This is a genomic window from Bradyrhizobium sp. CCBAU 45384 (genome assembly GCF_028128665.1).
In the GTDB taxonomy this organism is placed as follows: Bacteria; Pseudomonadota; Alphaproteobacteria; order Rhizobiales; family Xanthobacteraceae; genus Bradyrhizobium; species Bradyrhizobium manausense.
In genome coordinates this window covers 36025-61331 of the sequence record NZ_LBIZ01000007.1, presented here as the reverse complement: position 1 = coordinate 61331, position 25307 = coordinate 36025, and the positions used below count along the sequence as shown (strand labels likewise).

Below are 25307 nucleotides of genomic sequence, written 5' to 3'. Positions count from 1 at the left end.
CACCTGTGGCAACGCACTACGGAGTCCAACTCTATTTGATTGCGATTGCCATCTCCGCCGCGTCGACTGAGTAGATCTTTATCCGAAGCGCCGGCGACAGCTGGTGCAACTGAACCCGCGAATGACTGATGATGGATCTTCCTACACTGATTGAGCGCAACGTGGCGTTCGCTCCGGACAAGCCTGCGATCCGTTTCGAGGGCGCGAGCTTAAGCTACCAGGTCTTCAATAGGCGCATCGAACTGACGGCGCGCGCCCTCAAAAGTCAGCTCGGCGTTGAAAATGGTGATCGCGTCGCGATCCTGAGCCTCAATCGGCCTGACTATCTGGTACTGCTGTATGCCTGCGCACGGCTTGGAGCAATACTCGTGCCGTTGAACTGGCGGTTGGCTGTCACCGAGCAACTCTTCATCCTGTGTGACGCTGGCGCTCAAGTGCTGGTGCTCGAGCAAGCTTTTGAGCCGATTCTATCGATTTTAGCGGAGAGACTGCCCTCGACTGCCGTCGTCGGTCTTGATTTCGCGCCACCTTGCGGAAGCAGCTGGGATGAGCTGCTTGAAGCAGGTCGGGGAGATGGTCGCAATGCCCGCGCTGACCTGTCCTGCCCGCTTCTGATTGTCTACACATCAGGCACTACGGGCCGGCCGAAAGGTGCCGTCCTGCGCCAGGAGGCACTATTGTGGAACGGGGTGATGAGTCAGCACATGCACGGCCTCACCTCAGCTGATCACGTCTTGACTGTGTTGCCGCTATTCCACGTTGGCGGCCTCAACATTCAGACGTCGCCAGCATTGCACCACGGCGCGACGGTAACGCTGCACAAGCGGTTTACGCCGGACACGACACTTGCTGCATTTGACCGGGATCGACCTACTCTAACGGCGATGGTCCCGACCATGATCCAAGCGCTGATCGATCATCCTCGGTGGCCGACGACCGACCTGTCCTCGTTGAAAGCAATCACTACCGGTTCAACCATGGTGCCGCAGCCCGTCATCACAGGAGTTACAGCGCGTGGGGTCTCGGCATTGCAGGTTTATGGATCCACGGAAACCTGCCCCATTGCGATCTATACAAAGCTCGGTGGCGATCTTGCCCGTGAGGGATCGACCGGTATGCCCGGCCTATGCTGCGAGGCTGCAATCATCAACGATGCTGGCGACAGATTGCCGGCAGGGACTGCGGGCGAGATCGCGGTGCGAGGACCCAATGTGTTCTACCAATACTGGGGCAATGGACAAGCAACGCGTGAGGCGCTGCGGGACGGGTGGTATCGTACGGGCGACATCGGACGTTGCGATGCCGACGGATATTTTTGGGTTCTTGATCGAAAACGAAATCTGATCATTTCCGGCGGAGAGAACATTTACCCGGCGGAAGTGGAGCGCGTAATCCTGCAGCACCCAGATGTCGGGGAATGCGCCGTCGTCGGCCGGCCACACCCCAAGTGGGGCGAGGTGCCGATCGCCTACGTGATTCGCCGTTCGGGGACGCAGGTTCAACAACAAGCGCTGATGGCGCATGTGCAGTCGCAACTCGCCCGGTTCAAAGTACCGGATGAGATTATCTTCACGGACGATTTGCCCCGAACGGCTTTGGGTAAGGTCGAGCATTACATCCTGAGAGCAATTCAAGCGAGATCGCGCCCCTAATGGTGTCAATCGGCGTTCGACTGGGACCCCCTATGGGCATCCAAAAGGGGCTCTGACTCGCTTTTGATGCAGTCTGAGGGATGTCTGGCGTTCTGATTGGAGGAGAATCAGCGTCATGCAGCAGGCACTCCACCGCTCCAGTTTGGTGACGCATGGGTTTGTTGTAGAGAGTGCTTACTACGAGGGTGATCAGGCGACTGTTCTGGTTCGGGCTTCCGGGAGCGTCGGCCTGTGTCCGAGTGCGGAACGGTTTCCCGACGTGTCCATAGCCGCTATCGAGGCCGCGTGACCGATCTGCCGCTTTCAGGTCGGATCGTCCAGCTCGTGGTGATCGCTCGTCGCTTCCGCTTCGATGCGGTTCTGTGCGGGCGGCAGATCTTCACTGAGCGCTTCGCGGAAGGCGTACTGGCACCATCGGCGCGCCGCACGGCGAGGCTGGACTGGTAAGGCAGGTGATCCGCGGCGAGCGCACTGATGTCTTCGGGACCCGGCAAAGTTGGATCTACATTTGCCATGGCTCGACGATCGGTGGGCGTCTGGCTGTCGCAACGGGGCTGAACTTTGGCGCCGTTTGAAGGCGCGTGGCTTCCGAGGCTCGCTCCGCGTCATCAGCGAGTGGGCGACCCGCAGACGACGAGCGGAAAGGGCCGACACACAAAACCTTCAGAGGATTCCGTCGGCCAGAACAATTGCGCGCCTGCTGACAGTCGGCCGGGACTTGCTCATGAAAGCAGAGACCGTCACGGTCGCGGCAATTGAAACTAGCGTGCCAACCCTGCTCGAGGCCCGCGAGATCATCGCCGAATTCCACCTGATGATCCGACGCAAGACCGAGGCAGGCCTCATCCCGTGGATCGAGCGCGCTCGCGCCAGTTTCGTCGCCTCGTTCGCCAGCGGCGTCGCCAAAGATAAAGCGGCGGTTCGAGCAGCGATCACTTTGCCCTGGTCCAACGGACAGACTGAAGGTCAGATTACGCGCCTCAAGCTCGTCAGACGTCAAATGTACGGTCGTGGGAAGATCGATCTGCTTCAGGCCCGATTAATCGGCGCAGAATGAAAGGAGCTGCACCAAAATTGCGTCAGAGCCCCAGTCGAACGCCGATTGACATGAATTTCGCGGAAATGGGAAAAAAATGGGCAGTTGGTGTACGCCCGATGCCGGCGGATGGTCGGCCGATGATTGGCGCTATTGACGAAGACCGCACCATATACGTAGCGGTCATGCACGGCGGAATAACCCTTGGTCCTTTAGCAGGACGCCTCGTCGCATATGAAATAGTGCAAGAGAATGAGGCCATCGAGCTAAGCGCCTATCGGCCCATGCGATCAATTGCGCAAGATGCCGATTGGCGTGAGCAAACGCTGTCACCGGCCCGTTCAATGTAGCTCGCAACGCGCCGGAACGTGATCATGGATGCAAAGCTTAATCAAAAAAGAGAGCTGGACGCAATGGTCAACTGAGCAGACTGACTTGTCAGCAGCTGCCGTCCACAAAGTCGGAGACGTTCATCTCTTGGCGACATCATGATGCAAGGGATGGCTGACGACGTTATGCTTGCCCGGAAGTGCCACGATTTCGGGACCGTAGAAACTGTGGCCAAAGCTAAAATGCATTGAATGTCCTTTCTATAGAATGCGTTCAGACCACCGACTCGGCGCTGTTTGAGGCGTGATCAAATAGGAGAAGCCGAGGTCCAGTGCTTTTTGAAGGTCGGAAGACGCAATCTCGTAGGCATTCACGCTCCCGGTGATCGAGCCGCACAACTGTATGTGCATCAAACCGTCGGTGGCTTTCTTTTGACTGACAATTGCAATTCCGGCGCGTGTGAGTTCGTTGGCCATCTCGTCAAGATTGGTTCCACAGCCTTCGGCACAAAGGATAGTACCGTCATATTTGTATATTTGTAGACAACCACATTCTTTAGGAAACACCCCTGTCGGCGCGTGGCTTTCGATCTTTCCTTGCTCTGTCCGAGGGGCCTCACCGACTTTTGCAGCTTGCGCGCGGGCGGAACCGATAGTGCTTGGCAGCAGTCTTCCTGCGGCAGCCGCGACAGGCGGCCGTCGCGCGTCCAGGTGCGATCGAACCGCTCAACTGCGAGCACGCGGCGTCCGGCGAAATCGATCCTGGCTGGCTTCTCTATCGGAACGGGATCAACTGGAGGGGAGATCAATTATCTGAAGCCGACGCGCGACCGAGACCGCCAGGCATGTCATAAGAGCCACGGCAACGGTCGAATCGACTTGGTATTCTACCAGAACTAAGACGCTGACGGAGTTCACGCCGCTCAACCGGCCCCGACTTCAATCCGATCGAGAACGCCTTCGCCAAGCTCAAGGCGCTTTTGTGTCAGGCCGCAGAACGAACCGTCGATAGCCTCTGGAGCGCGATCGGTCGCATCATTTATCGCTTCACAGCTCAAGCCCGCGCTCCCCGAGCACCTGGCGCATCAGAGGGACCTTGATCTCGCGGGCGATCTCCTCGCTGATCTGGGCTCCGAATTGCCACTCGGCATCGCTATCTCCGGTTAGCTGATGGTCGGCGAGCCGTTGCTCAAGGCGGCTCGGAAACTCCTCGTCCATCGCCTGCCTAAGCCGGCCCTTCATCTGTGCATGAACTTGTGGGGCGATCCGGCTCACCACCGTCTCCCAAGGCTGCCAGCGAGTTGCGAGATAGTCGGCGAATCCCGCCGCCTCCTCATTGCGCACCTGGCTCTCGGCTGCGGTGACGTCGTCTTCAGTGACGTGGGCGACATCAAAGAATCGCATGTCCGGAGCGATGAGCTGCAGGTCCAGCCGGTTTCACGTAGCTTGACTTGATAGGCGAGATAGACCTCGATCTCGTCGACGAACCCGAGCGCGTCGACCTTCTGACGGGCGATCGGCTCGAGCGCGTTCAGGCGGAACAGGACCCGCGCCTGCTGGATGAGTTCGCCGAGCCGATCGTCATAGGCTCCGTCCTCGACATCAGCGGTCAGACGTGCGGTCTGCATGCCGTTCCAGGTCAGAGTGACGCGATCCTGGCAGGTCTCGCTCGCCCCGTAGGCCAGCTCAAAAAACTGCCGCCGCAACGCCGGCCTGATCGCCGCCTGCCGTAGATCCTCGGCCACCGCCTCTCGGAATTCGGGATTGTCATAGTTCACAGTCTTCTGCAGCTTGTCGAGGAAGAGCGCGTATTCCGGGGCGCCCTCCTCGTGGGCGAAGTTCTGCCAGGCGGCGATCGCCTCCGGCTCGCCGTTCAACCAGTCCGCGACCGCATTGGCGAGCGGCCGCTCCTGGTCCACCATCGTTCCTCCCCCCATTGAAAAGAAGACCCGCGGGCCGGCATAGCTCGGCGCATTCATAGCTGCCGCCAAATTCGTCCGCACCTGCTCGGGCAGCGCATTATCCTCAACATAAACCATGCACCCAGAACCGAGCCGGGTTAGCAGGGTCTCCGGCAGGTTGGTCAGCCGATTGTTGCGTGCCTCGAGCATCTGGAGCTCGGTCGGGAGGTTCTCGGGCAAGCTCGACAGGCTGTTGCCGCTGACGTGGAGTCTCTGGAGCTCAGTCGGGAGGGTCTCGGGCAGGCTGTTCAGCCGGTTATCGCGGGCGAAGAGCAACAGGAGCTCGGCCGGGAGAGTGTCGGGCAGGCTGGTCAGCCGGTTGCCGTCGGCTTCGAGCTCTCTAAGTTCGGGCGGGAGAGTGTCGGGTAGACTGGTCAACCGGTTGCTGCCGAGGGCTAGCGACTGAAGTCCGGTCGGTAAGGTGTCGGGTAGGCGGGTCAACAGGTTGCCGCGGACATCGAGGTCCTGGAGCCCGGCCGGCAGGTTGTCTGGCAGGCTGGTCAACCGATTGCTGCAGACGGCGAGTGTCGAAAGGCTCTCCGGAAGCGTTTCGGGCAGCCCGCTCAGCTGGTTGCTGCCGATGACCAGAGACTGAAGTCCGGTCGGGAGGGTGTCGGGCAGGCCGGTTAACCGATTGTTGCTGGCGCCAAGCGTCCGGAGGCCGGACGGAAGGGTGTCAGGGAGGCGCACCAGCTCATTGTCGCTGACGTTGAGCGACTGCAGCCCGGGCGGAAGGGCGGCAGGCAGTGTCGTCAGGCCCAGATCATGCAGCTCCAGCCCTGCATAGACGTCGCCTGCCTCTGCCCAGGCTCTTATTCGCCTTACGGCCTCTTGGCGGTCTTCGTCTTGCGTCTGCCCCTCCTCGCCGGCCCAGGTGTCCAAGATGTGGTCGAGCCGCGATTGCCTGAGGACGGGGTCTTCAAGGTCCGTCGTACTGCCATCGCCCGGTCGACCAAGGATTGATGCTCCGAGATTTTGCTGCCAAGGAATTGCCGTGGTCGTTGGCCACTCAGGCACCGCATGACCGGCATCCGCCCAGCAATGCTCCTCCTGATCGAGACTTTGCGTCGGCCAATCGGCAGCTCCATCCATGCCGTGCCAACTATCCGTCAGACTGAAACTGTCGGTTGGCAACTGGCCACCCCGATCCGCGGCCGGAAAAAGCAGATCTTGATTGATCCCTTGTCCAGAGAAGGCGGGCGAATCCGAGGGCAACCGCGAGGTGCCATGTCCGGCGCGATCCCCGTGCGGCATTCTCAAAAAATCCGCATCTCTGTTCGACGCAACGCGGTCGCCGAGGCTATTTGAATTCTGGGGCGGGCGCTCGTGCGGATGCCACTCGTTCAGGTGCTGCTGAAACCCCGCCCGGTACTCCTGCTGCTGTTCCAGCTCGTCGTCATACGCCTCGACATCTGGGGCCTCGAATGGGTGGAGGTGGTTGAACGGATCCATCCAATTCTCCTGTCTGAGCAGCGAACGCCGAACCTGGATAAACACGTTCTCGCTACGAGGCTTAGCTTTCGAGAAGCTGACGGGGAACCGAAATGATTGTAACTGCCCTGTTAGATCTCTGTGGGAGGCTTAGCACTTGAATGCCCGTAACGCAGTTCGACATGTCGAGCTCGGACCATCTCGGGGTTTCGAGAAGCCGTTTTCTGAGCCTCTCAAGAACGTCCGCGCTTGTGGGCGCCGGGCAATTCATGCTGAGAAGCATCGCAATGTCGGGACCCCCGTGGTCCACTGAACGTAAGGTCATATGTCCGTCGCTGCATGTTCCAGATCTTCCACCGCCTTTAGCGACCTTCTCCGGTCCTGCGCGACCTTGTCAGAGATCGGCCAATTGCTCCAAAGCGAGAGCCATGACCTAAGTAAAGACTCGCACATTGCCCCTGTCGCGGCTGGTAGAAGACCTTGTCTGCTGCGGGCAGATTGAGCTCGCGCCCCAACAGCCATTCGTAGAGAAACCAGATCCAGCGCGTGTAGAGCCGCGTCCGCTTTTTGGTTCACAAGGTGCGCAATCCTATCCCCCCTCACGGTGAGGAAGAGCCGCTTCAGGATGGCCCCCGCGGCGCTCCGCCGCGCCGGTTGAAATCGCAGGTTTGAAATACAGCTAAAATACTTAATACGACTGAGCGTTTTGGCAGAAAGCCAAACCTCCTCGAACATGCCTCCCGGCTGTTCGACGAGCTGGCGCATAGCGAGAGCTTCCAGGAGGCCGAGATGCTTGTTGATAGCTTGTGCAAGCTCAATCCCCACAAGCTGCAAAAGCTGCTGGGCAATTCCAGAAGCATGAAAGTCAAAAGGCTGTTCTTGTTTGCCGACCGGCACAACCATTTTTGGCTGAAGCAAATAGACCGTGACAAGGTCGATTTGGCACTGCGACCTGGCTGGGAAAGGCTGTAACTCTGGCTGCAGCGATTGGTCAACGGCTTCAGGAGATCGAGGCTCTCAAATGTTTTGCGAGACAGCCCATGCCTGGAAGAGGAGGTCGAAAGGCCGAATGCCCGGCACTGTGACACGGCATCGCCGGGCAGGTGCGAGAACACGCTTTGCAGAGTCCAGTTTCCGGAGACAGGTCAGATCAGCCCACCCGGAGATCCTCAGCCGACATCTTACCCGTACGCCCGGCCTTGAGCTGATAACTTACCCGGGCCCCCTCTTCGAGGGTGGTGTAACCGGCTTTTTCGACGGCACTGATGTGCACGAAGACATCGGGACTTCCGTCCTCAGGCCTGATGAACCCATAACCTTTGGTCGAGTTGAACCACTTCACAATACCCATTGCCACGGCGGCATCTCCATAGTGAACCGTTGTGATCTAGCGAAGAGTCTCCCGGCCATCAAGAGGGTTGGCAAGAGACGAGTCGCCGCGCTGCTCACGTGGGTGTTTTATCGCGTGGTCTAGCTGCGGCCGCATTGTGCAAGCGACAGAAGGGTCCTGACGTCAACGACACTTTGCCTCACGGCTTCAGCCCAGATGACGTTTGACCTTCGTTTCACTCGCCGCACGCGACTGGCTTGCAGAAGACCTGGGGAGCCTCGAACATGCCGCGCTCATCCAAACCGGCGGAATCGTTTTCATCGACGTTGAACGACAGGGCGGTCGTGAACTCCTTTGCGCAGCGCCGAGCAGGACTATCAATGCGAGCATGCCTGTATCGAAGCCACCTGACATGCTTTCTCAAGCGAAGACGCCGCAGGGCTGCGCTTTGGCGGTTCGTCTTCGGATGTCAATAGCACGTCGCGCCCTGTCGAACGAACAGGGTCCGCCGAGACAATCCTGAAGGAAGCGCATTTGGCAAGTTGTCCGCTCGTCTCGTTGTATTTGGGAAGCCGGAAAACCCGCTCGTCACCGGGGGAGCCTGTTCAAACCGGTAACTTGCGCCTCTGACGAACTTCATCGCGCCGCCGGCGGCTCTTCAGCCTCTCGCCTTGGGTTCCGACGAACTGAGCACCGTGAAGGCGTTGAGATAACCGATGGTCTCGATTTGTTTGCTTTGATCAGCCCGTCCACCGACTTTACTCAGAACAAAGCCGCCTCGATGCATAGGTGTATTTCAGGGCGAGTTGACGCGCATCTTCCATGAGATTGGCCACGGCGCTGTGTCCCCCGTCGATGTTCTCGTAATAGAAGTAAGGCTGGCCCAGCGCGGCGAGCTTCGCGGCAGCTTTACGGCCATGCGCTGGATGCGCACGGTCGTCCTTGGTGGAGGTAAGAATTAAGGGAGCGGGATAGGTCTTGCCCGCCACCAGCTTCTGATAGGGCGAGTAGCCTTCGATCCACGCACGCTGCTCGGCAATGGCGGGATCACCGTACTCGCCGATCCAGGCGGCGCCCGCGCCCAGTTTGGTGTATCTAAGCATATCAAGCAGCGGCACCTGGATGATCGCCGCGTTGAAGAGCTCGGGACGTTGGGTGATTGCGGCGCCAACGAGCAAGCCGCCATGGCTGCCGCCAATCGCACCTAGCCGGCACGGACTTGTGATCTTTCGGCGGATCAAGTCCTCGGCAACGGCAATGAAATCATCCCATGTCGTCTGCTTCGTTGCTCCCTGCGCCGCTTGGTGCCATTGTGGACCAAACTCGCCGCCCCCGCGCAGATTCGCAACGACATAGGCATTGCCTTGTTCGAGCCAGAGCCGCCCCACCGGTCCCAGATACGAGGGCAGAAGCGACTCCTGGAAACCGCCATAGCCATAGAGAAGTGTCGGAATCGTGCAGTCAAACCTTGCGTTTTTCGGCCGCACCAGAGAATAAGGAATTGACGTGCCATCGCGCGAAGTGGCTTCGAGCTGCTCCACGACATGATTGGACGCATCGAAGGCAGATGGTGCCGTCTTCAATTCCTCAAGGCTTTTGCTTTCGGCATCAAAATACCAGACCGAGGTTGGCCTGAGATAGCTCGAGACGGTGAACATGGCCTGGTCCGCTTCATCGGAGATGCCTGATAGGCTGACATTTGCATGCTCCGGCAACGGGATCGGCGTCGCCGACCAAGCTCCCTGATCGTATTTATAAGCGAACGCTTTGCTCCGAACGTGCTCGAGGATCGTCAAGATCAACAAATTCTTTGTGGCGCCTAACCCGCTCAGGGCCTGCCGGGGCCCAGGTTGGAAAACAAGCGAAGGTCTGGCGCGCAGCGGATCCTGTTTCCATTCGTTGAGGTCATACGAGATCAGCGATCCGGCGGCGAAGCTGATATTGCCTGGCGGCATCCAATCTTCAGCAAGCGTTACAAGCAGGCTACCACCCGCTAGGCCATTCATCGCGGCCTTCTTCGGCAGATTGAGCTTGACGGGCCCGTCGGCGCGGAAGACCACATACTCGAACTCAAAAGAGCTGATCGCGCGGCCCGCGCCGGTCGCATGAACATGACCCCTGCTGTCACGAAGCACGAAGGGGTACGTCAGAACGTCGGTGGGCTCGCCGCGAAAGATCTCACGAGCCTCACGGAACGGCTGAGCGCGTTTGAGCTCCTTCACCACAAAGGGGTAGCCGGCTTCCGTCAAAGTCCCCTCACCCCAGTCCCGTGCAACAAGAAGTGTGTCACGATCGACCCAGCTGACGTGCTGCTTGCCTTCTGGGAGAGAAAAGCCGTGTGCTACGAAGGTCTTGGCGTCGCGGTCGAACTCTCGTATGGACACGGCATCCTTGCCGCCATCGGAAAGACTAATCAGGCAGAGGCGATCTTCAGGCGGAAGGTAGTTCGCACCTTGAAAGACCCAGTTTCTTTTTTCGGCGACGGCCAAGGCATCCACGTCGAGGATGGTCTCCCACTTTGGATCTTGACAACGATCGCTCTCAGGCGTGGCGCGCCGCCAGACGCCGCGTACGTGGTTCTCGTCTTGCCAGAAACTCTCCAAATCGCGCCCTTCCAATCGAACATCTGCGATCTGATCCTTGGACTGCAGGATGGAGAGCGCCTGTTCGTAGAAGCGTCGATAGCGAGGATCCGACTGGAGCACCCCGAGCGTCTTCTCGTTCTCGGCGCGAACCCAAGCCAACGCGCTTAGCGCTTCGATCTCCTCGAGCCAAAGGAATGGGTCGTCAGTCACCGCCGGATCCGCTCGCTCCTGTGAAAGCGCCGTGGAGGTGATGCAGGCATTCGAAAGGAGCGAGGCGGAGAAGAGCGATGTATTCATGGACTTGCTCCGGCGGAGGTCGAGCGGTCAGGCTCGCGGGCCCTGGCGCGTCAAGCAGAAGCGGCGGAAAGCGCGCAAGCGCATGACATAGCGCGGCTTGCGCTATGTCATGGGCCGTTCACTGCAAGCTGCGTGCCGACTAAAGGGTTGCAAGTTTCAGCCGTCCGGAGCTCCACGTCTGTTCGGTTGCCGACCTGGTTGCCAAGCGGACATCACATCGCGTCGGCCAACCGCCTGGCAGACAGCGCCAGCGTTTTTGATCTTCAGTGGCAAAAACCCAGGATGCAGCGATGCTGCTTTCATCCGCATATGCGCTTGTTCCTTGTCGCTGGCGTCACCGGGCAGACTTGTCGACGGGCATCATCCCCACGAAGAGCAGCGCATTGATCAGCAGCCAGGTCGACATCGGCAAGGGTGGTATGCATGGCACCTCCGATTGGTTGACTGCAAGCGTTGCCGATTTGGACGAGCTTTTTTCCTCGCGAAACCCACTAGTCGCGGCGAAAGATCGGTTCGTTGACTGATTGCCGAGATGATTGCGCTCGAGACGAGGAAAGTAAAAGCGCTTAGAAACGGTCTACGTTGCAACACGTCTTGAGATTGAGCCAACAGTCAACCACAGGTACAAGCACCAGATCAGGTTATTCGGCGGGCCGCCCGCTCTGGCATCCCGACGGTACGATATAGACGGCCCATAGAACTCCTGGCTTCGTCCTCCGTGGCGCGTCAGCGCGCATCCGTTACGAGGTAGAAACCTGCGCGTAGGTCGCGACGTCCTGGATGATCGAGCAAGAGAAGCTTCTTTCAAGCTGCCGCTGCCACAACCTTGGCTCTATCAGGTTGCGGCCCTGTGCGGTGATACGATCCCTTCCCATGACATGCCCCTTTCATACCGTGAGGAGGATACCTCCGATGTGGTCGGCTTGATGCTCTGCAGGCGGCACAAACAATGGCCAGCTCCCGACTATGCGACAGCGAAATTGCAGCTCAAATGTTTGACCAGTTTAATGGGGGCGTGCGTCGTTAATGGCTCCGTACGAGGCGTACCCACCTCGCGGAGATGTATATGAGCTGTTCACTGCGTACCGATTTGTGACGTGTTCCGCGCCTCGAATCCTCCTCAACGCCGTCCTGATAGTGCCAATTCGACGTCTCTGGTCGTGGTCCAAGTCAGCCACATCGACTTCGGGTCACCTGCCGCAGAAAAGGCCGGATCGCGGCCCGCCGCAACGTGTCCAGCTTACGGCTCGAATCCGCTAGGTTACCGAGAAACGCAACCTTCGCATTACCGGTCCGCGAAAGGATAGTTCAATCAGCTAGCTATGGTTGCGACGATCGCCCGCACTTGGTTGAGCGCGCAGAGCGCTCGCGTATGGTGCAACGTCTACCAGCGGCACGCTTTCGGAACTGCGTTACGAACTATCACTGCCGTCTGCCTATCCGGCCCAGGCCGTCTACCCCGCCGTTCCGATGAGCACGACTTCAGTAGCTAAGCCGCTACGATCACCTCTCTTCAACTTGCGACACGCATACCCGCGTCATCAGCAAGGGGGGGGCCAGACCGATCACAACGTTAACACAGGGATCCGACGGCCTCGCGCATTGAAGAGCGATATGCGCCGGTGATCTCACCTCGCCTAGTGGTCCACGGCGCCCCGTGACAATCGGCGACGAAATAGACGCCGTCTCAGCGGCAACGAAACTGCGGCCGTTAGTCAAGAAGACCCAGACGCCGCGCCTCGACGACGCACTGGGTGCGGCTGGTCGTTTCCAGCTTTCGCATCGCATTCTTGATATGAAAGTTGACGGTGTTATAGCTCACGCCCAGGATAACTGCGATGACCCAGGATGACTTTCCCTTCTCCACCCATCGCAAACACTGTCTTTCTCGTTCCGATAGAACAACTTCTTGCACATCCGCCATGAATTTCTCCTGGACTCGAGAGAGCAGGGAGAGGCATCAGCAAGTGCCATGCCACTCACACGCAAACTCTCGCAGCAGGATAAGTTCTTGGGAGATTGCCGGTCTCTTATCGGGAGACGGCTATCGAACTGCAGCCCCCTCGACGGGATTGCGACATATGTCGCAACACAATAGCACATTTACGACAATCGCAGCACGCGATATTTCAACATCTGTGTGAGATGGATATCACCCTTTGACTAGGTGCTCCTCCCGCCAGGGCTGAATGCTCTGTGAAGGGCCGTAGCACGCGGCTCACGAGCCCAGATCTTTCATTTGCACCAAAGCTTTCCTTTCCGCGCGTCGGCTCGACGCTCATCCGGCCAAAACGACAGGCTAGCGTTCGGCGCCAACCCTATGGCGATCATGCAAGCTTTTACGCCCCAATAAACTACCAACGCTGGTCATTGATCGACATCACGACAAAACGATATGAACAGTGACATTTGCGCCAGTCGAAGCTCGGCCGCCAGGATTTCCGTATGCAGTATCAGCCACAAGCCGTTCGGCCTAACGCAGGTCATCAATGCACTCGTCGGTCGTCTGTCGAAATGCTTCGCGCCCAGGTCTGCTCGAATGATGAGCTCTCGTTTCTGATGGAAGCGCATGATGGCCTGTCCGCCACAATCGCCCAGCGCTCAGGATTCAAGGGGCTCTGGGCGTCTGGTCTGTCGATTGCCAGCTCCCTCGGCTATCGCGACGCCAATGAAGCTTCATGGACCCAGCTCGTCCAGAGCGTGGAACGCATAGTGGATTCAACTGAGCTACCTGTGCTCGTTGACGGTGACGGCGGCTTCGGCAATTTCAACAATGCTCGCCTCCTCGCACGCAAACTTCATCAAGCTGGCGCGGCGGGCGTCTCGCTTGAGGACAGCTGCTTCCCGAAGCTGAATTCGCTCATTGGTGAACGGCATCCGCTCGCCGATATTGATGAATTCTCCGGTCGTCTGCGGGCTGTAAAGGATGCAATCGCCGACAATCTTGTTCTCGTGGCCAGGATCGAAGCGCTGATCGCCGGGCACGGATTGAACGAAGCTATCTTGCGTGCTCACGCCTATGCCGACGCGGGAGCCGATGCAATCTTGATTCACTCGCGAAAGAGTACCGCGGACGAGATGCTTTCGTTCGTGGCCGAGTGGCGGAACCGGCTCCCTGTCGTGATCGTTCCGACGACGTACTTTCGAACGCCAGTCTCTGCCTATCGCAATTCGCGCATCTCCACAGTCGTCTGGGCCAATCACTCCATGCGAGCTGCGGCAGCTGCAATTCGGCGCATCTGCGATAGCATCGCAGCTCAAGAGAGCGTTGCGAACATCGAATCTGATATCGCGCCGCTGAGCGAGATATTCGAGCTCCTGAGGTATGACGAACTGGCCGTGGCCGAAAAGCAATATCTGCAGCCCAGCTAGTTCATGTCAGCAGGGGTGGCACCAAAAGTTTCTTTTTTTAAGCCCGGCCGATGCGCCTCTGACTTCTCGTCGGTCTCGCTCCAGTGACACCCGCCAAGGCCGCGACCTAACATCCTGGACAGCTCCGGACATGGCTAAACATCTGTCCCTGATGCTCAAGGAAGCTCGCACAGCGGCTGATGTAGATGCATGCGTTGACGACAATTCACGCCTACCCGCTTCAATAACTGCTGTGGTCGGAAAAGTCTGCGGGCAGGTAACACTGAACAGAGGATTCACGATGCTTACGGAACGACACACGGGATGAAGAAGGCGAATGAAATGCCTCTGAACGCTCCCAAGCATGCTCTCATTCTCGCGGCGGGGGTGGGCTCTCGACTGCGGCCTCTAACGGAGCTAAACCCGAAACCTCTAGTCCAAATTCATGGCACTCCCATCCTACACAACGCGCTACATAACCTTGGGCGGGTCGGCGTGGAAGAGGTGACGATTGTTGTCGGGTATCGCAAAGAGGCGATCCAAGACGCCTGCGGCAGCCGCTTTGGCAGTGTTGCAATCAAATACGTAGAATCCCCGGTTTACGACCGTACTGGGAGCGCCTATTCGCTCTGGCTGGCGCGTGACGCGCTCGTTTCCGGGGACCACCTCCTTCTTGAGGGCGACGTCTTCTTCGAGGAAAACGTATTGCGGCGGCTGGTCTTCAGTGCAGCGCCCGACGCAGCTGCTGTCGCTCCCTTCCACGAGCTGATGCAGGGATCAGCCGTCCTGTTGTCCGATCTTGGCTTTATTTCAGAATTTCGTTTGAAACAAACAGTGAGAAATCTTATCGCGGGTGACCCGCCTCTTTACAAGACGATGAATCTGTTACGGCTGTCCGCGTCTACTCTGCGGACAGAAGTCGTTCCGGCCCTAGACGATATGATCAAGGCCGGAGCTACCCAGGGCTACACTGAGGAGCTTCTTTCCTATCTCGTGGAAACACAGGGCCTGCAAATTGCTGCCGTAAGATGCGATGATCTCAGGTGGTACGAAATCGACGACGCGGAAGATCTACGTACTGCAGAACGCATCTTCGCGAAAGCTGACGTTTGATCCAACCGCGCAGGGGCGCGGTTCACGACGATCGCGGAAGGTTTGACGCTGCGCCTTTTCACGACCTGCGGCTGGCTGCTCGCGCGGGCGATCTCGGTCGGCGTTTTGCAGTTGTCGCCGAGGAATCTGCGGCTTGAGGCATCTAAGGATCTTGCGTCGCCCTCCCTTACAAGCCCAGTCAGGAGGAACTATACAGTCCTTGGCAAGTAACGGAGCAAGAGCTAGGCTAACTCACTACGCTCGTGCCAACTATGGCCGCCGGAATCTGGCACAGCCCACGATAGCTTGATTGTGCTGGCCTGCTTCTGAAAGGGAACGGCACAGCTTTCTTGCTTCAAATCCGACAGCATTGCTGCGAGCCCGCCCTTGGACAGCAAAGCCGAAGCAATCTGAGTCGCCCCTTCTTGACGCTTACAATTGCGGCCAACAGACGGAAGACGGGCAAAAGTAGATCAGCGGCGTTTTTTCACGGGTCGTGATGACCTCCGCGTACGATCAACTCCGGTGATTGGATGAAGAAGCATCCGCCGAATCGACGTAGATTGTCGCGCCAACCTGCACGCGACGCAGTTCCTGCCGGTATCCACCGGCTCTCGCCTTATGAGCCGTCTCGATGGTTGGAGGATCCTCTGCACCGAAAATAAGGAGCTCCGCGAGGACGCGGCCGGTCATCGTGGACGGTCGCGAAATGCCAAGCAGACTGAGTACCGTCGGCGCAAAGTCGCAGATACCCGAAGGCACACGCGATTCCACGCCGCTTCTGATCAATGGGCCCGCTAGGATGCCGAGCGACGACATTTCCTTGGCGTGCAGCCCGCCGTGCACACCGAACCCAACCGGCGAATTCGGGCTCCAGCAGCGGCCGGGAAAGCCAAAGGAATCGAGACCATCGTCTCCCCGAAACGAAAACAATATGTCAGCCGACCGGGGATGATCGGCGAAGACCAGATGACGGGCAAGGCTACCTGAGGCGATCCCATCCTCCCCGCTCTTAGCGGCTGTAAAAACCGGTCCGCACCAAGGCCGTTCCATCATTGCCCCAACCAGGCGGCGGATGGCACGGTCGGATGGCTCCGTCAGGTAAATGGCGCCAACCTGACCCGATATGACGACCGCGTCGATCCCGGGTCCTGGCACTTGGCCACAACGCATCCCAGTCGCCTTCAACGTGTCCAAGAGATCAGCCTGAGCGTGCACCGTGACCTGACCATGCTCGGATGCGACGATAAGATGCACACCTTTGGGCGCACCTTCAGATTCCCACCAATCAAGCACCCGGCCGAACTGGCGGTCGAGAAAGCGGATCGCCTCCAGCGTCGGCGTCGCGCCGATTCCGCAATGATGCGAGGAGGTGTCAGGCTCGCCGAAGGAGAGAATTGCGACATCTGGCCGAATTTGAGGCCAGACCTCGTCAAGCAACGCCGAAGTCAGAAAGGCTTGACCGGCCAGATCCGGCGTACCGTGAGGCGTCGGCGCGGGCGTCGGCCCAAGCCGCGCCTCTACCCTTTCGAGCATTGCGGCCGACGTGGCGACGCGAGCGAAATGACCCGAGAGCGTCACTTGGCTGAGGGATCGCGCCTTGTGGTTCAGCAAGCGAGTTGCTCCGGCCGAATTGGAGGCGAGAACCGCAAACGTCTTGCCGTTCGTTGCGAGGATCTCGCCCAGCGACGGCGCACCGACCAGATGGCCGCCGCTCGCGGCATCGAGGTCCTCGACCAGGCGGTCGTCACTCGTATCGATCAAGCGCGGCGCTGCGGCCACGCGGTCCAGAAACCTGTTGCCGACAATCCCATGACGATCCGGCGTTGCGCCAGTGATAAGGCTCGTCAGTGAATTCAGGGTTTCGCTGGGATAGGTTGTGCGCTGCCGCGCTAGCGTAGCACCGCGGCGCTTGAGTCTGTCCAGATTCGGCGTCAGCGATCGACTAACAAGATCGGGCCGAAGCCCGCTAAATAGCACAATGATAACGCGGTTTGGGCTTGATTGATCAGACATAGTGGTCATGCTCGCTTAGTGGTCATGCTCGCTTAGCTGTATGTTTCAAGGGTGCCCGCGGCTGCTCACTTGAAGCGCCGCGACACGGTGAGAGCTCGGCACAGGCTGGGTGAGACTATGCCACCGATACTTTTCGCGCCGTCCATGTGAACCTATCCGTGATCCCATCACGACTTTCGCCCAGGACGCGAGACCGTGCCGCGATCATCGCACACGACAGCCGCTTCCGGACACAATACCTGGGTCGATTGTCCTGAAGACGCACTCTTTGCCTTAAAGGTCCCTCGCAGAGCACTGTCGTCCCGATGATGCCTTCTCTCGCCAACTCTGCAACATCGCTATTGGAGAGCTCGAGAAGCCCAGTCAAGATCTCGCTATTGTGCTGCCCCCACGTCGGCACCGCCGCACGAAAGGTATAAGGTCCGATCCCTTCGCGGATCGGCATTGATGGCTGTAGATGCGCCGCTATGGAAGGGCGCTCGACTTGCGGCAGGAATGCGCGCGACCTTAGATCGGTATCCTGAAGCAGGTCGATTGGATGCCGAGCTACGCCAGAAGCAACCCTTATCGAGTGCAAATCGAACATCGCCTGATCTGCATCACGGCTGCACGTCCAGGCTTCGATAGCGTTCTCGATGTTGTCCTCAATGCTACGGCGGGCTTCTGCAGAATTAAGCGACGCGTCCATGGCCCAGTCTGGTCGGCCAATAAGACTGGCAAGACTCTGCCACATCTCATTGTCGGTCGCGGCTACTACAAGCCAGTTATCCTCGCCCGCGCATGGAAAGCAGCCGTGAGGCACGAACTGCGGATGTCGATTGCCGTACCTTTTCGGCGGCATAGGGCCGATCGAGTGGATAGTGAGCCATGGCGCCGCGAATGGCAGCATGCATTCGATCTGGGCAAGGTCAATAAGCTGCCCCTGCCCGGCATCACGGGCACAAATCAGCGCGATCAGAACTGCGGCGCAGCCGTTCAAGCCGCCGATAGCATCTCTGAAGGCAACATGGCTCATCACGGGCGGCAAGTCGGACTTTCCGACTACGCGCGGCAAGCCCGAGCCCTGTTCGAGAGTCGAGCCGTGAGCTCGACAATCGCGATAAATACTATCCGCGCCAAACGCGGACATCGACAACTTGACCAGTTGAGGGTTGAGCGCTCGGAGCGCATCACAACCTAGTCCGAGCTTCGGCAGGACATCTACTGAATAATTATCGACGACAATATCGGCTTTCGCCAAAAGGCGCTTAACAAGAGCGAGACCTCGTGGCCGCGTGAGGTCGAGTGTAGTTCCTCGTTTGTTGCGGTTCATGATGCAGAAGCATGGTGCCCGCTCGTACATTTTGTCTTCGATGAAAGCTGGGCGTCGGTCGACGCCGCGCCACCAATCCGGGCGTTGGATGGCCTCGATTTTGATGACGTCCGCACCAAGATCGGCCGGGATGCGCGTACACAACGGTCCTGACCACCCCATCGAGAACTCTATCACACGCCCCCCATCCAACGGCGGCCGTCCGGCATCAACGCAGGCCGCTGAAGGTGAAGGCAGACGCCTGCGGACGTTCGCGATAGCTTGCTGTTCGCCTGGAACCGGAACCTTACCACCTCGGCGCGGCGGCGTTAACGTCAAGCGTTGCATAGAGCCCGCGGTCAGACCCTCTTCTTCGTCAAGGAGAGCAGGCACGATCGCGCCGCGCTCTTTGTTCTCAGTGTCTTGGAGAAGATCAGACATTTGGGGTACTGGCACGATAGGAATCTTACGTTTACGCCCCTCGGTAAACCACTGCTGCGCCGTACGCGTTTTCAGCCGCGGTGCTAATTGTTGTTCGATCCGTTCAATGTCCTGCAGACGATCCCTGCCGAGGGGCAGATCCGGATTGTCTCCAAGTTCGGAAAGGTTGAGCATATCGCAAAACGCTTTCCACTGAGCGGGTGTGAAGGTTGTAACGCCAAGCCATCCCTTTTTTGTTCGTAAATACCCGCAGGAAAGACCGGCCAGAAGCGATTGATGCCAAGACGGCGTACGACGTCGCCATGCACTGAGGCCTCAAAGATGAGGTATTCGCTCAGAGCGAGGCTCGATTCGAAGATACTGAGTGACCACCTCTGGCCCTGCTCGCCGCGCATTCGAGCAATCACCGAAGAAGCCGCCGCGATAAACCCCACAGGCCGGCAAGATTACCCGTCTGGAAGTCTGGAGCGTGTGAAGGTGGCCCCTCTGCCGGTCCAACCAGCTTGATGAGGCCAGCAAGCGCACGGATTGTCGAATCCGCCGCTGCAAAGTCTGCGTAGGGTCCTCCACGCCCGAACCAGCTCGCCTCAATCTGGATCAAGCCGGAGTGGCGTTCACGGATCGCAGCGACATCAATAGGAGGGTAATTCGCGGAATCAACATCCAGACCATCGATCAAGACGTCGCAATCCTCGATCAGCGCAGTTAGCCGCGTGATCGTGCCCGCCGCCGCAGGACCGATGATAGTGCTCGATTTATTGAAATTGAGAAACGCGAACCACGCACTTTGGCCCTTGACAGTGAGTGGCGCAGTACGGCGAATTCGATCTCCCCTCGGCGGCTCGATGTTCTGAACGTCGGCGCGGAAATCTGCAAATAATCGAGCGCAATAGCTGCTTGCGTCCGAGCTGCCGATCTCGATGCCCCTCAGATGTGACAATACCCCCGGTGGCTGTTTGTCTTTCCTATCCATACCATGCCTTCGAATATCACTAGCCAAATCGCGCCTCGACGAGCGAGCGTGCCGCTGCTTAGCAGGCCATGGGTACCCCGGCCGTCGTGATATAGCGATCAAGGGTCGGTTCTGTAGCCGGTACTCGGAATCGAGCCTGAGCACGGCGGAAATCACGGGGACCCGAGCGACAATGACTAGGACACTCAACATCCGGCTCGAAGAAGCAAAATACCATTAAGTGGCCAGCGCTTGGCTGTCCACGGTGAGATGAATTGCCGAATTTGTGCAGAATGTAGGAACAGCTAGATGCAGACAAGGCCGTATGCGCTCTTTTCGCTCTCGTAGAGGAAGTGAGGCCAACGCAGCAACAATCGTACCAATCACGCCCAGCCAAAATTCACGACGCGAGACAAGGGCTAAATAAAGTTTGCATCCCGTGACGCAATTGAGCGCATTGAAGCATCTATCACAAAATGTCCGGAATGAGACAAAGCGTCCGCTCGCGCTCGGCTATCTGCCGAACAAGATCCAATAGGCGAATATAGGGAACATCTTCGATGGTGGCGGCGCGATCGCTGCTGTTTCGACATCTATGCGTCATTCGTAGTCAACTATCAAAGCTCACAATTGATCGAGTTGAGCGACGTATGCCACTGCAGATTGGGCGACCGCTGAGTGGCGCGTCGTCAGCGGTCCAACGCAACTAGGAGCTCTCTACCTCATGGAAGCGCATGATGTTCGACGCGCATTCGCCGAGGACACCACCTCAGACGTCGCTGGACTGAAGACGGTGAGGTCGGTGCCGAACAGCCGGCAGAGGCTGCGGCGCGCAACGCCCAGGACGCGGCACCGACCACCTATACCGAATGGGGCGGCGGCGCCTCGGGTGACGAAGACTACAATCTCGAAGCCTTTGTCGCGGCCGAGACAACGCTGGCGGACCATCTCGCCGAGCAGCTTTCGGTCGCGTTCACCGCACCCGCGCAGCGCATGATCGGCCAGTACCTGATCGACCTCGTCGACGAGGCCGGCTATCTGCCGCCCGATCTCGGTCAGGCCGCCGAACGTCTTGGCGCGTCGCAGCAGGAGGTGGACGACGTCCTCGCCGTGCTGCAGAAATTCGACCCGCCTGGGGTCTGTGCGCGGTCATTGAGCGAGTGCCTGGCGATCCAGCCTCGCGAGCTCGACCGCTACGAGGCGATGCAGGCCCTGGTCGAGCATCTCGACCTTCTCGCCGGCTGGCATGTCGAACTCAACAGCGACACCTTGCCGCGCGTGCTGGTCAACCAGACCTACTATTCCGAGCTGTCGAAGAAGATCGGAAAGGACGGCGACAAGTCCTACTTCACCGATGCACTGCAGAACGCCACCTGGCTCGTGCGCGCGCTCGACCAGCGCGCCCGCACTATCCTGAAAGTTGCAACCGAGATCGTGCGCCAGCAGGACGGCTTCTTCACCCACGGCGTCGCGCATTTGCGGCCGCTGAATCTGAAGGCCGTCGCCGACGCCATCCAGATGCATTAATCCACGGTGTCGCGCGTCACCGCCAACAAGTACATGGCGACAAATCGCGGCACATTCGAATTGAAATATTTCTTCACGACCTCGATCGCCTCGGCCGACGGCGGCGAGGCGCATTCGGCCGAAGCCGTGCGCCACCACATCAAGCAGCTGATCGATTCGGAGGAGCCCTCCGCGATCCTGTCGGACGACACCATCGTGGAACGGTTGCGGGCCTCGGGCATTGATATTGCCCGCCGCACGGTCGCGAAGTACCGCGAAGCCATGCGCGTTCCTTCCTGACTGCAACGCCGCCGCGAAAATGAGTGGGTAACAATCAACAGCCGAGCATCGACTAGAGCTCGGCGTCCGTGAAGAACTCGCGAGCCGCTGATCGGGAGCCCGAAAGCGACCTTTTGTCGTAACTACCGAAGAGCGGCCTGAAACGTCCGTGGCGCTAATTCCGGGCCTCAGGATCCTGATGACGCTTTTGCCTCTGCTTCGGTTGCTGTGGCTAACGGTTCACAGGAGAATTGCATGCATAGCACATGCCGCTCCAATCACCCAAAAGACGCGCTGGGGATTGGTGGCCCGCGAAGATCGTTCACCAAGCCGGCAAAGCTCCTTGAGCATCACCCGAACTTGGTGAGGCGTGTAGCCCCTAGAGTTCGAGCAACGTTTAGCAGCAGCACGTTTTGGAAATGCGTCTGCCGACTTTCACTGCCGCCCCCAAAATCCGGCCCATGCCGTCCGGACTTCAACCTGTGACAGGTATATGCCAATAGGCTCGGAACAGGGAGAGAGGCGATTGGGGCCGGGCTCACCGTCGAGCTTTCAAGCGCGTGACGCGCCGGGGACACTACATCGGCTCGCTCGTCGGCATTGCGCCTCACCACTACGTCGGCAACCACCTGGAAGCACGCCATGTTTCTAGTATCAGCGCCTCTCTGATCGCAGTATAGGCATTTCGCCAGCAATTCACGGCCTTATTAGCCCCGCCGCGAACGGCGGTCCAAATAAGACGCAGACGTCGCGCTTTGACGACACACTGGGTCCGGGTGCTCGTTTCGAGCTTTCGCATCGCATTCTTGATATGGAAGTTGACGGTGTTATAGCTGACATTCAGGATGACCCCTATCGACCAGGATGACTTCCCCTTCTCGACCCATCGCAAACACTCCCTTTCCGTTCCGACAGCAAAACCTCTTTCTCATCGACATCCGCCATGACTTTCTCCGGGGCTTGAGAGAACAAGAACGGCATCAGCAAATGCCATACCATTCAGTCGGTCCAGGCAAACTCTCGCCGAATCAGAGCGAGTTCTTCGGAGATAGCGGCTCCACTCTCGCGAGGCTGCGATCTCAAGCCGGCCATATCGAGGAGCTCTCGCCATATGTCGTAAACGCCACAACCGCATTACGACAGCCGTGGCGGTCGATATCACAGTTTGTGTGAAACATCACCACTTCACTAAGCATTCCTCGCGCCAGAGAGCGGGATCAACGCCAATGCACTCATAAGGACGACTTTGCGTTTCACGCCAATCCTTGGCAATCATGCATGCCCTTTACGTCAAAACAAACCACCGAAGCTGGTCATTGATCGGCGTCAATCCAAACGGATATGAACAGCGACGTTTGCGTCAATCGAACTCGGCCTTCTAGGATTTGTGCATGCAGTGTCAACGCCTTCGACCCACCGCAGCTCATCAATACACGCGGGTATCGACTGTCGAAAGGCTTCGTGCCGAGGTCTGTTCGAATGGCGACCTCTCGTTTCTGATGGAGGCGCATGATGGCCTTTCGGCTAGAATCGCCGAGCGCTCGGGATTCAAGGGGCTCTGAGCGTCTGGTATGTCGATTACTAGCTCGCTGGGCTTTCGCGATGCCAACGAAGCCTCATGGAGCCGCTCGTCGAGAGCGTCGAACGCATCGTGGATACGACTGAGCTACCGGTGCTCGTTTACGGGGATGGGGGCTTCGGCAATTTCAACAATGCCCGCCTCCTTGCACGCAAGCTTTGCCAAGCTGGCGCAGCGGGCGTCGCGCTTGAGGATAGCTGCTTCCCGAAGGTGAACTCGCTCATTGGTGAGCGGCATTCCCTCGCCGATATTGATGAATTCTCCGGGCGTCTGCGGGCTGTGAAGGATAGGGTCGCGGAACACCTTCTTCTCGTGGCCAGGATCGAAGCGCTGATCGCCGGTCACGGATTGAACGATGCCATCTTGCGTGCTCATGCCTATGCGGACGCAGGAGCGGATGCCATCTTGATTCACTCGCGAAAACATACCGCGGACGAGATTCTTTCGTTCGCCACCGAGTGGGGGAACTGGCTTCCTGTCGTGATCGTTCCGACGACATACTATCAAACGCCGGTCTCCGCCTATAGTGATGCGCGCATCTCCACAGTCGTTTGGGCCAATCACTCCATGCGAGCTGCGGCAGCTGCAATGCGACGCGTCTGCGATAGTATAACAGCTGAGGAGAGCGTTGCCAGCATTGAAGCTCATGTTGCGCCGCTGAGCGAAATTTTCGAGCTCCTGAGGTATGACGAACTCGCCTTGGCCGAACAGCAATATCTGCGATCCCGATAGCCCAGGACAGCAGGGTTGACGCCTGACGTTTCCCTTCTTCAAACCCTGTCGGATGCGCCCTCACCTCTCGTCGGTCCCGCTCCGGTGTCACCCAACGGGCTGCGACGTAAACTGCCGGAGACGCTATGGACATGCAAAACCCCTGTCGCTACGACTTAAGGAAGCACACACAGCTGCTGATGCCAGTGTACGCGCCGAACACAAATGATGCATTCCTTTTCAATCAGCGAGGTGGTCTGACACGTTCGCGGCAAGCCCCGGCGCGCCGCTGCAACTCGCTGGTTGAGGAGTGAAAACCCGCGTTACGATTTCATAAGCACGAGTCTGCATTCATTTACCGCGATGATTACGCCCGGTATCGACAAGTATCGCCTAACCCACGTCGAGCCCTTCCGCACAATCCTGGGCTGCAGCGATGTGGCGTTACAGAATGCGCGCTCCTACTTCTGCGTTGGCTACGGCTTCAATGACGAGCATGTTCAAACAAAACTTATCGAGCGATGCGACCGCAATTCTATACCGTTGGTTGTCCTCACAAAAGAGTTGACGCCTAGCGCCAAAGCTTTTCTCTCCGGTGGTCGGTGCCGGCGCTATCTCGCCATTGAAGAGGGTAAGGCCGGCGCGCGCGCGTATATGCACCATGCACCCGCAGGATTCGACCTCGAGAAGCCGCTTTGGCGTCTCAATAGCTTTCTCGATCATTTCATAAGAGCCGACGCATGAGCATCTTGGACTTTGCAGATCATGAGGCGCTCGGCCGCGTCCAATCGGTCGACACTGCCACTGTGATTGCTCGCGTCGATGATATCGAGGCCTTTGCGAGCCATCCATGTCAACCGGCTGGTGGCACTGCAGAGCAGCGGCAGGCCACAAGCTGGTTCGTGTGATATACAAGATTACGCGCACAGCGCTCGAAGAAGCGAAAGTGGCCGACGTTGACCTTGGTGCGGAAGCACACCCAGAGGTCAATCTCGTCCGTGTCACGTTGATTGGCACGCTGCTCGATCGAGACGGTAGCCGATCGAACGTATTTAGGCGCACGCTTGAGACTGTTCCCGAGATAGATGCATACTGCTTTGCTCTCGAAGGCGAACGGCTCACCCGCTTCATGAGCGTCATCTCCAACGTGACCGCGGGTGCCCAGCGTCTGTCGCTTGGAGCCTATACTCTTGACCCCAAGGCCGAAGCATATGTCGATGGCAACAAGCTCTTTCAGCGCCATGCGTTGGTCGTCGGCAGCACCGGCTCCGGCAAGTCCTGGACGACCGCCCGCCTCCTCGAGCAAGTGGCCGAGCTCAAGAGCGCCAACGCGATCGTATTTGACATGCACGGGGAATATGCATCCATGGTTGGCGATGGTTTCGTGCATCTTCGCGTCGCAGGTCCGGGCGATATTGACGCCGGCAGGGGGCTATCCGATGGCATTCTTCATCTTCCGTACTGACTG

General features: G+C 58.5%; 18 protein-coding genes and 7 pseudogenes. 13 read left to right on the top strand and 12 right to left on the bottom strand.

The window, feature by feature from the left end; genetic code table 11:
* Positions 1–131: 131 nt before the first annotated feature.
* The 4 genes and pseudogenes from XH80_RS00830 to XH80_RS00815 all read left to right on the top strand — a co-directional run bounded on the left by XH80_RS00830 (position 132) and on the right by XH80_RS00815 (position 3038).
* Positions 132–1652, top strand: coding sequence for a class I adenylate-forming enzyme family protein (locus XH80_RS00830; RefSeq protein WP_271596984.1), 1521 nt, complete (start codon positions 132–134; stop codon positions 1650–1652).
* A gap of 231 nt (positions 1653–1883) precedes the next feature.
* Positions 1884–2099: a transposase family protein gene (locus XH80_RS00825; protein ID WP_333968626.1), complete on the top strand. Its 216-nt coding sequence runs from the start codon at positions 1884–1886 to the stop codon at positions 2097–2099.
* Positions 2093–2709, top strand: a pseudogene (locus XH80_RS00820) (transposase); the annotation flags it as partial. The gene XH80_RS00825 and the pseudogene XH80_RS00820, both read left to right, overlap by 7 nt.
* 50 nt (positions 2710–2759) lie before the next feature.
* Positions 2760–3038: an FAD-dependent oxidoreductase gene (locus tag XH80_RS00815; RefSeq protein ID WP_271596941.1), complete on the top strand. Its 279-nt coding sequence runs from the start codon at positions 2760–2762 to the stop codon at positions 3036–3038.
* A 240-nt stretch (positions 3039–3278) separates the two neighbouring features.
* Here XH80_RS00815 and XH80_RS00810 read toward each other — a convergent pair whose 3' ends face one another.
* Together XH80_RS00810 and XH80_RS43810 are read right to left on the bottom strand one after the other, a co-directional pair.
* The gene (locus XH80_RS00810; protein WP_271596986.1) at positions 3279–3494 is read right to left on the bottom strand and encodes a hypothetical protein; all 216 of its coding nucleotides are present in this window, start codon (positions 3492–3494) and stop codon (positions 3279–3281) included.
* A 134-nt stretch (positions 3495–3628) separates the two neighbouring features.
* Positions 3629–3775 (bottom strand): annotated as a pseudogene (locus XH80_RS43810) (HipA domain-containing protein); the annotation flags it as partial.
* Between the two features lie 174 nt (positions 3776–3949).
* Here XH80_RS43810 and XH80_RS00800 point away from each other — a divergent pair.
* Positions 3950–4117: pseudogene (locus tag XH80_RS00800) on the top strand (IS630 family transposase); the annotation flags it as partial.
* On the opposite strand, the gene XH80_RS00795 reads toward XH80_RS00800, so the two are convergent.
* The 3 genes and pseudogenes from XH80_RS00795 to XH80_RS00785 all read right to left on the bottom strand — a co-directional run.
* Positions 4065–4292 (bottom strand): hypothetical protein, encoded by a 228-nt coding sequence (locus XH80_RS00795; RefSeq protein ID WP_271596985.1) that lies wholly within the window; start codon positions 4290–4292, stop codon positions 4065–4067. The pseudogene XH80_RS00800 and the gene XH80_RS00795 overlap by 53 nt on opposite strands.
* Before the next feature lie 39 nt (positions 4293–4331).
* Positions 4332–4421 (bottom strand): annotated as a pseudogene (locus XH80_RS00790) (NEL-type E3 ubiquitin ligase domain-containing protein); the annotation flags it as partial.
* 92 nt (positions 4422–4513) lie between these two features.
* Positions 4514–4939: pseudogene (locus tag XH80_RS00785) on the bottom strand (NEL-type E3 ubiquitin ligase domain-containing protein); the annotation flags it as partial.
* Positions 4940–7198: 2259 nt separating this feature from the next.
* Here XH80_RS00785 and XH80_RS00780 point away from each other — a divergent pair.
* Complete coding sequence (locus XH80_RS00780) at positions 7199–7381, top strand: type IV toxin-antitoxin system AbiEi family antitoxin domain-containing protein (protein ID WP_271596940.1); 183 nt, start codon at positions 7199–7201, stop codon at positions 7379–7381.
* A gap of 178 nt (positions 7382–7559) precedes the next feature.
* Here XH80_RS00780 and XH80_RS00775 read toward each other — a convergent pair whose 3' ends face one another.
* A complete protein-coding gene (locus XH80_RS00775) occupies positions 7560–7766 on the bottom strand; it encodes a cold-shock protein (RefSeq protein ID WP_027575593.1) in 207 nt (68 codons plus the stop codon).
* A gap of 731 nt (positions 7767–8497) precedes the next feature.
* Entirely contained in the window at positions 8498–10621 is a 2124-nt protein-coding gene (locus tag XH80_RS00770) for a prolyl oligopeptidase family serine peptidase (RefSeq protein ID WP_271596939.1), read from the bottom strand.
* Positions 10622–10911: 290 nt separating this feature from the next.
* On the opposite strand from XH80_RS00770, the gene XH80_RS00765 reads away from it, so the two are divergent.
* Positions 10912–11145: a hypothetical protein gene (locus XH80_RS00765; RefSeq protein WP_271596938.1), complete on the top strand. Its 234-nt coding sequence runs from the start codon at positions 10912–10914 to the stop codon at positions 11143–11145.
* Positions 11146–12332: 1187 nt separating this feature from the next.
* Here XH80_RS00765 and XH80_RS00760 read toward each other — a convergent pair.
* Positions 12333–12545, bottom strand: coding sequence for a helix-turn-helix domain-containing protein (locus XH80_RS00760; RefSeq protein ID WP_271596937.1), 213 nt, complete (start codon positions 12543–12545; stop codon positions 12333–12335).
* 590 nt (positions 12546–13135) lie between these two features.
* On the opposite strand from XH80_RS00760, the gene aepX reads away from it, so the two are divergent.
* Positions 13136–13993: a phosphoenolpyruvate mutase gene (aepX, locus tag XH80_RS00755; RefSeq protein ID WP_271596983.1), complete on the top strand. Its 858-nt coding sequence runs from the start codon at positions 13136–13138 to the stop codon at positions 13991–13993.
* A gap of 321 nt (positions 13994–14314) precedes the next feature.
* Positions 14315–15085 carry a phosphocholine cytidylyltransferase family protein gene (locus tag XH80_RS00750; RefSeq protein ID WP_271596982.1) on the top strand — a complete coding sequence of 257 codons (771 nt, stop codon included), beginning with the start codon at positions 14315–14317 and terminating at the stop codon, positions 15083–15085.
* Between the two features lie 495 nt (positions 15086–15580).
* Here the strand turns inward: XH80_RS00750 and XH80_RS00745 are convergent, their stop codons facing one another.
* From XH80_RS00745 to XH80_RS00735, 3 genes are all read right to left on the bottom strand, one after another.
* On the bottom strand, positions 15581–17089 hold the full coding sequence (locus XH80_RS00745) for an alkaline phosphatase family protein (RefSeq protein WP_271596936.1): 1509 nt from the start codon (positions 17087–17089) through the stop codon (positions 15581–15583).
* Between the two features lie 106 nt (positions 17090–17195).
* Positions 17196–19079 carry a CaiB/BaiF CoA-transferase family protein gene (locus tag XH80_RS00740; RefSeq protein ID WP_271596981.1) on the bottom strand — a complete coding sequence of 628 codons (1884 nt, stop codon included), beginning with the start codon at positions 19077–19079 and terminating at the stop codon, positions 17196–17198.
* A gap of 136 nt (positions 19080–19215) precedes the next feature.
* Positions 19216–19785, bottom strand: coding sequence for a CoA transferase (locus XH80_RS00735; protein WP_271596935.1), 570 nt, complete (start codon positions 19783–19785; stop codon positions 19216–19218).
* A 777-nt stretch (positions 19786–20562) separates the two neighbouring features.
* On the opposite strand from XH80_RS00735, the pseudogene XH80_RS00730 reads away from it, so the two are divergent.
* A pseudogene (locus XH80_RS00730) lies at positions 20563–21642 on the top strand (RNA polymerase factor sigma-54); the annotation flags it as partial.
* A gap of 520 nt (positions 21643–22162) precedes the next feature.
* Here XH80_RS00730 and XH80_RS00725 read toward each other — a convergent pair.
* Complete coding sequence (locus XH80_RS00725) at positions 22163–22441, bottom strand: response regulator transcription factor (RefSeq protein ID WP_271596934.1); 279 nt, start codon at positions 22439–22441, stop codon at positions 22163–22165.
* Between the two features lie 607 nt (positions 22442–23048).
* Here XH80_RS00725 and XH80_RS00720 point away from each other — a divergent pair.
* From XH80_RS00720 to XH80_RS00710, 3 genes and pseudogenes are all read left to right on the top strand, one after another.
* Positions 23049–23860: pseudogene (locus tag XH80_RS00720) on the top strand (isocitrate lyase/phosphoenolpyruvate mutase family protein).
* Positions 23861–24202: 342 nt separating this feature from the next.
* The gene (locus XH80_RS00715) at positions 24203–24583 is read left to right on the top strand and encodes a hypothetical protein (protein ID WP_271596933.1); all 381 of its coding nucleotides are present in this window, start codon (positions 24203–24205) and stop codon (positions 24581–24583) included.
* Positions 24584–24689: 106 nt separating this feature from the next.
* A complete protein-coding gene (locus XH80_RS00710; protein WP_271596932.1) occupies positions 24690–25304 on the top strand; it encodes a helicase HerA domain-containing protein in 615 nt (204 codons plus the stop codon).
* Positions 25305–25307 lie beyond the last annotated feature (3 nt).

Excerpts from the sequence above, each read along its gene's own strand:
- XH80_RS00830 (WP_271596984.1), top strand. The coding sequence starts at position 132 with ATGGATCTTCCTACACTGATTGAGCGCAACGTGGCGTTCGCTCCGGAC.
- XH80_RS00815 (WP_271596941.1), top strand. The coding sequence starts at position 2,760 with ATGAATTTCGCGGAAATGGGAAAAAAATGGGCAGTTGGTGTACGCCCG.
- XH80_RS00810 (WP_271596986.1), bottom strand. The coding sequence starts at position 3,494 with ATGGCCAACGAACTCACACGCGCCGGAATTGCAATTGTCAGTCAAAAG.
- XH80_RS00780 (WP_271596940.1), top strand. The coding sequence starts at position 7,199 with ATGCTTGTTGATAGCTTGTGCAAGCTCAATCCCCACAAGCTGCAAAAG.
- XH80_RS00770 (WP_271596939.1), bottom strand. The coding sequence starts at position 10,621 with ATGAATACATCGCTCTTCTCCGCCTCGCTCCTTTCGAATGCCTGCATC.
- XH80_RS00765 (WP_271596938.1), top strand. The coding sequence starts at position 10,912 with ATGCTGCTTTCATCCGCATATGCGCTTGTTCCTTGTCGCTGGCGTCAC.
- XH80_RS00760 (WP_271596937.1), bottom strand. The coding sequence starts at position 12,545 with ATGGCGGATGTGCAAGAAGTTGTTCTATCGGAACGAGAAAGACAGTGT.
- aepX (WP_271596983.1), top strand. The coding sequence starts at position 13,136 with ATGCTTCGCGCCCAGGTCTGCTCGAATGATGAGCTCTCGTTTCTGATG.
- XH80_RS00750 (WP_271596982.1), top strand. The coding sequence starts at position 14,315 with ATGCCTCTGAACGCTCCCAAGCATGCTCTCATTCTCGCGGCGGGGGTG.
- XH80_RS00745 (WP_271596936.1), bottom strand. The coding sequence starts at position 17,089 with ATGACCACTATGTCTGATCAATCAAGCCCAAACCGCGTTATCATTGTG.
- XH80_RS00735 (WP_271596935.1), bottom strand. The coding sequence starts at position 19,785 with ATGGATAGGAAAGACAAACAGCCACCGGGGGTATTGTCACATCTGAGG.
- XH80_RS00715 (WP_271596933.1), top strand. The coding sequence starts at position 24,203 with ATGATTACGCCCGGTATCGACAAGTATCGCCTAACCCACGTCGAGCCC.
- XH80_RS00710 (WP_271596932.1), top strand. The coding sequence starts at position 24,690 with ATGTCAACCGGCTGGTGGCACTGCAGAGCAGCGGCAGGCCACAAGCTG.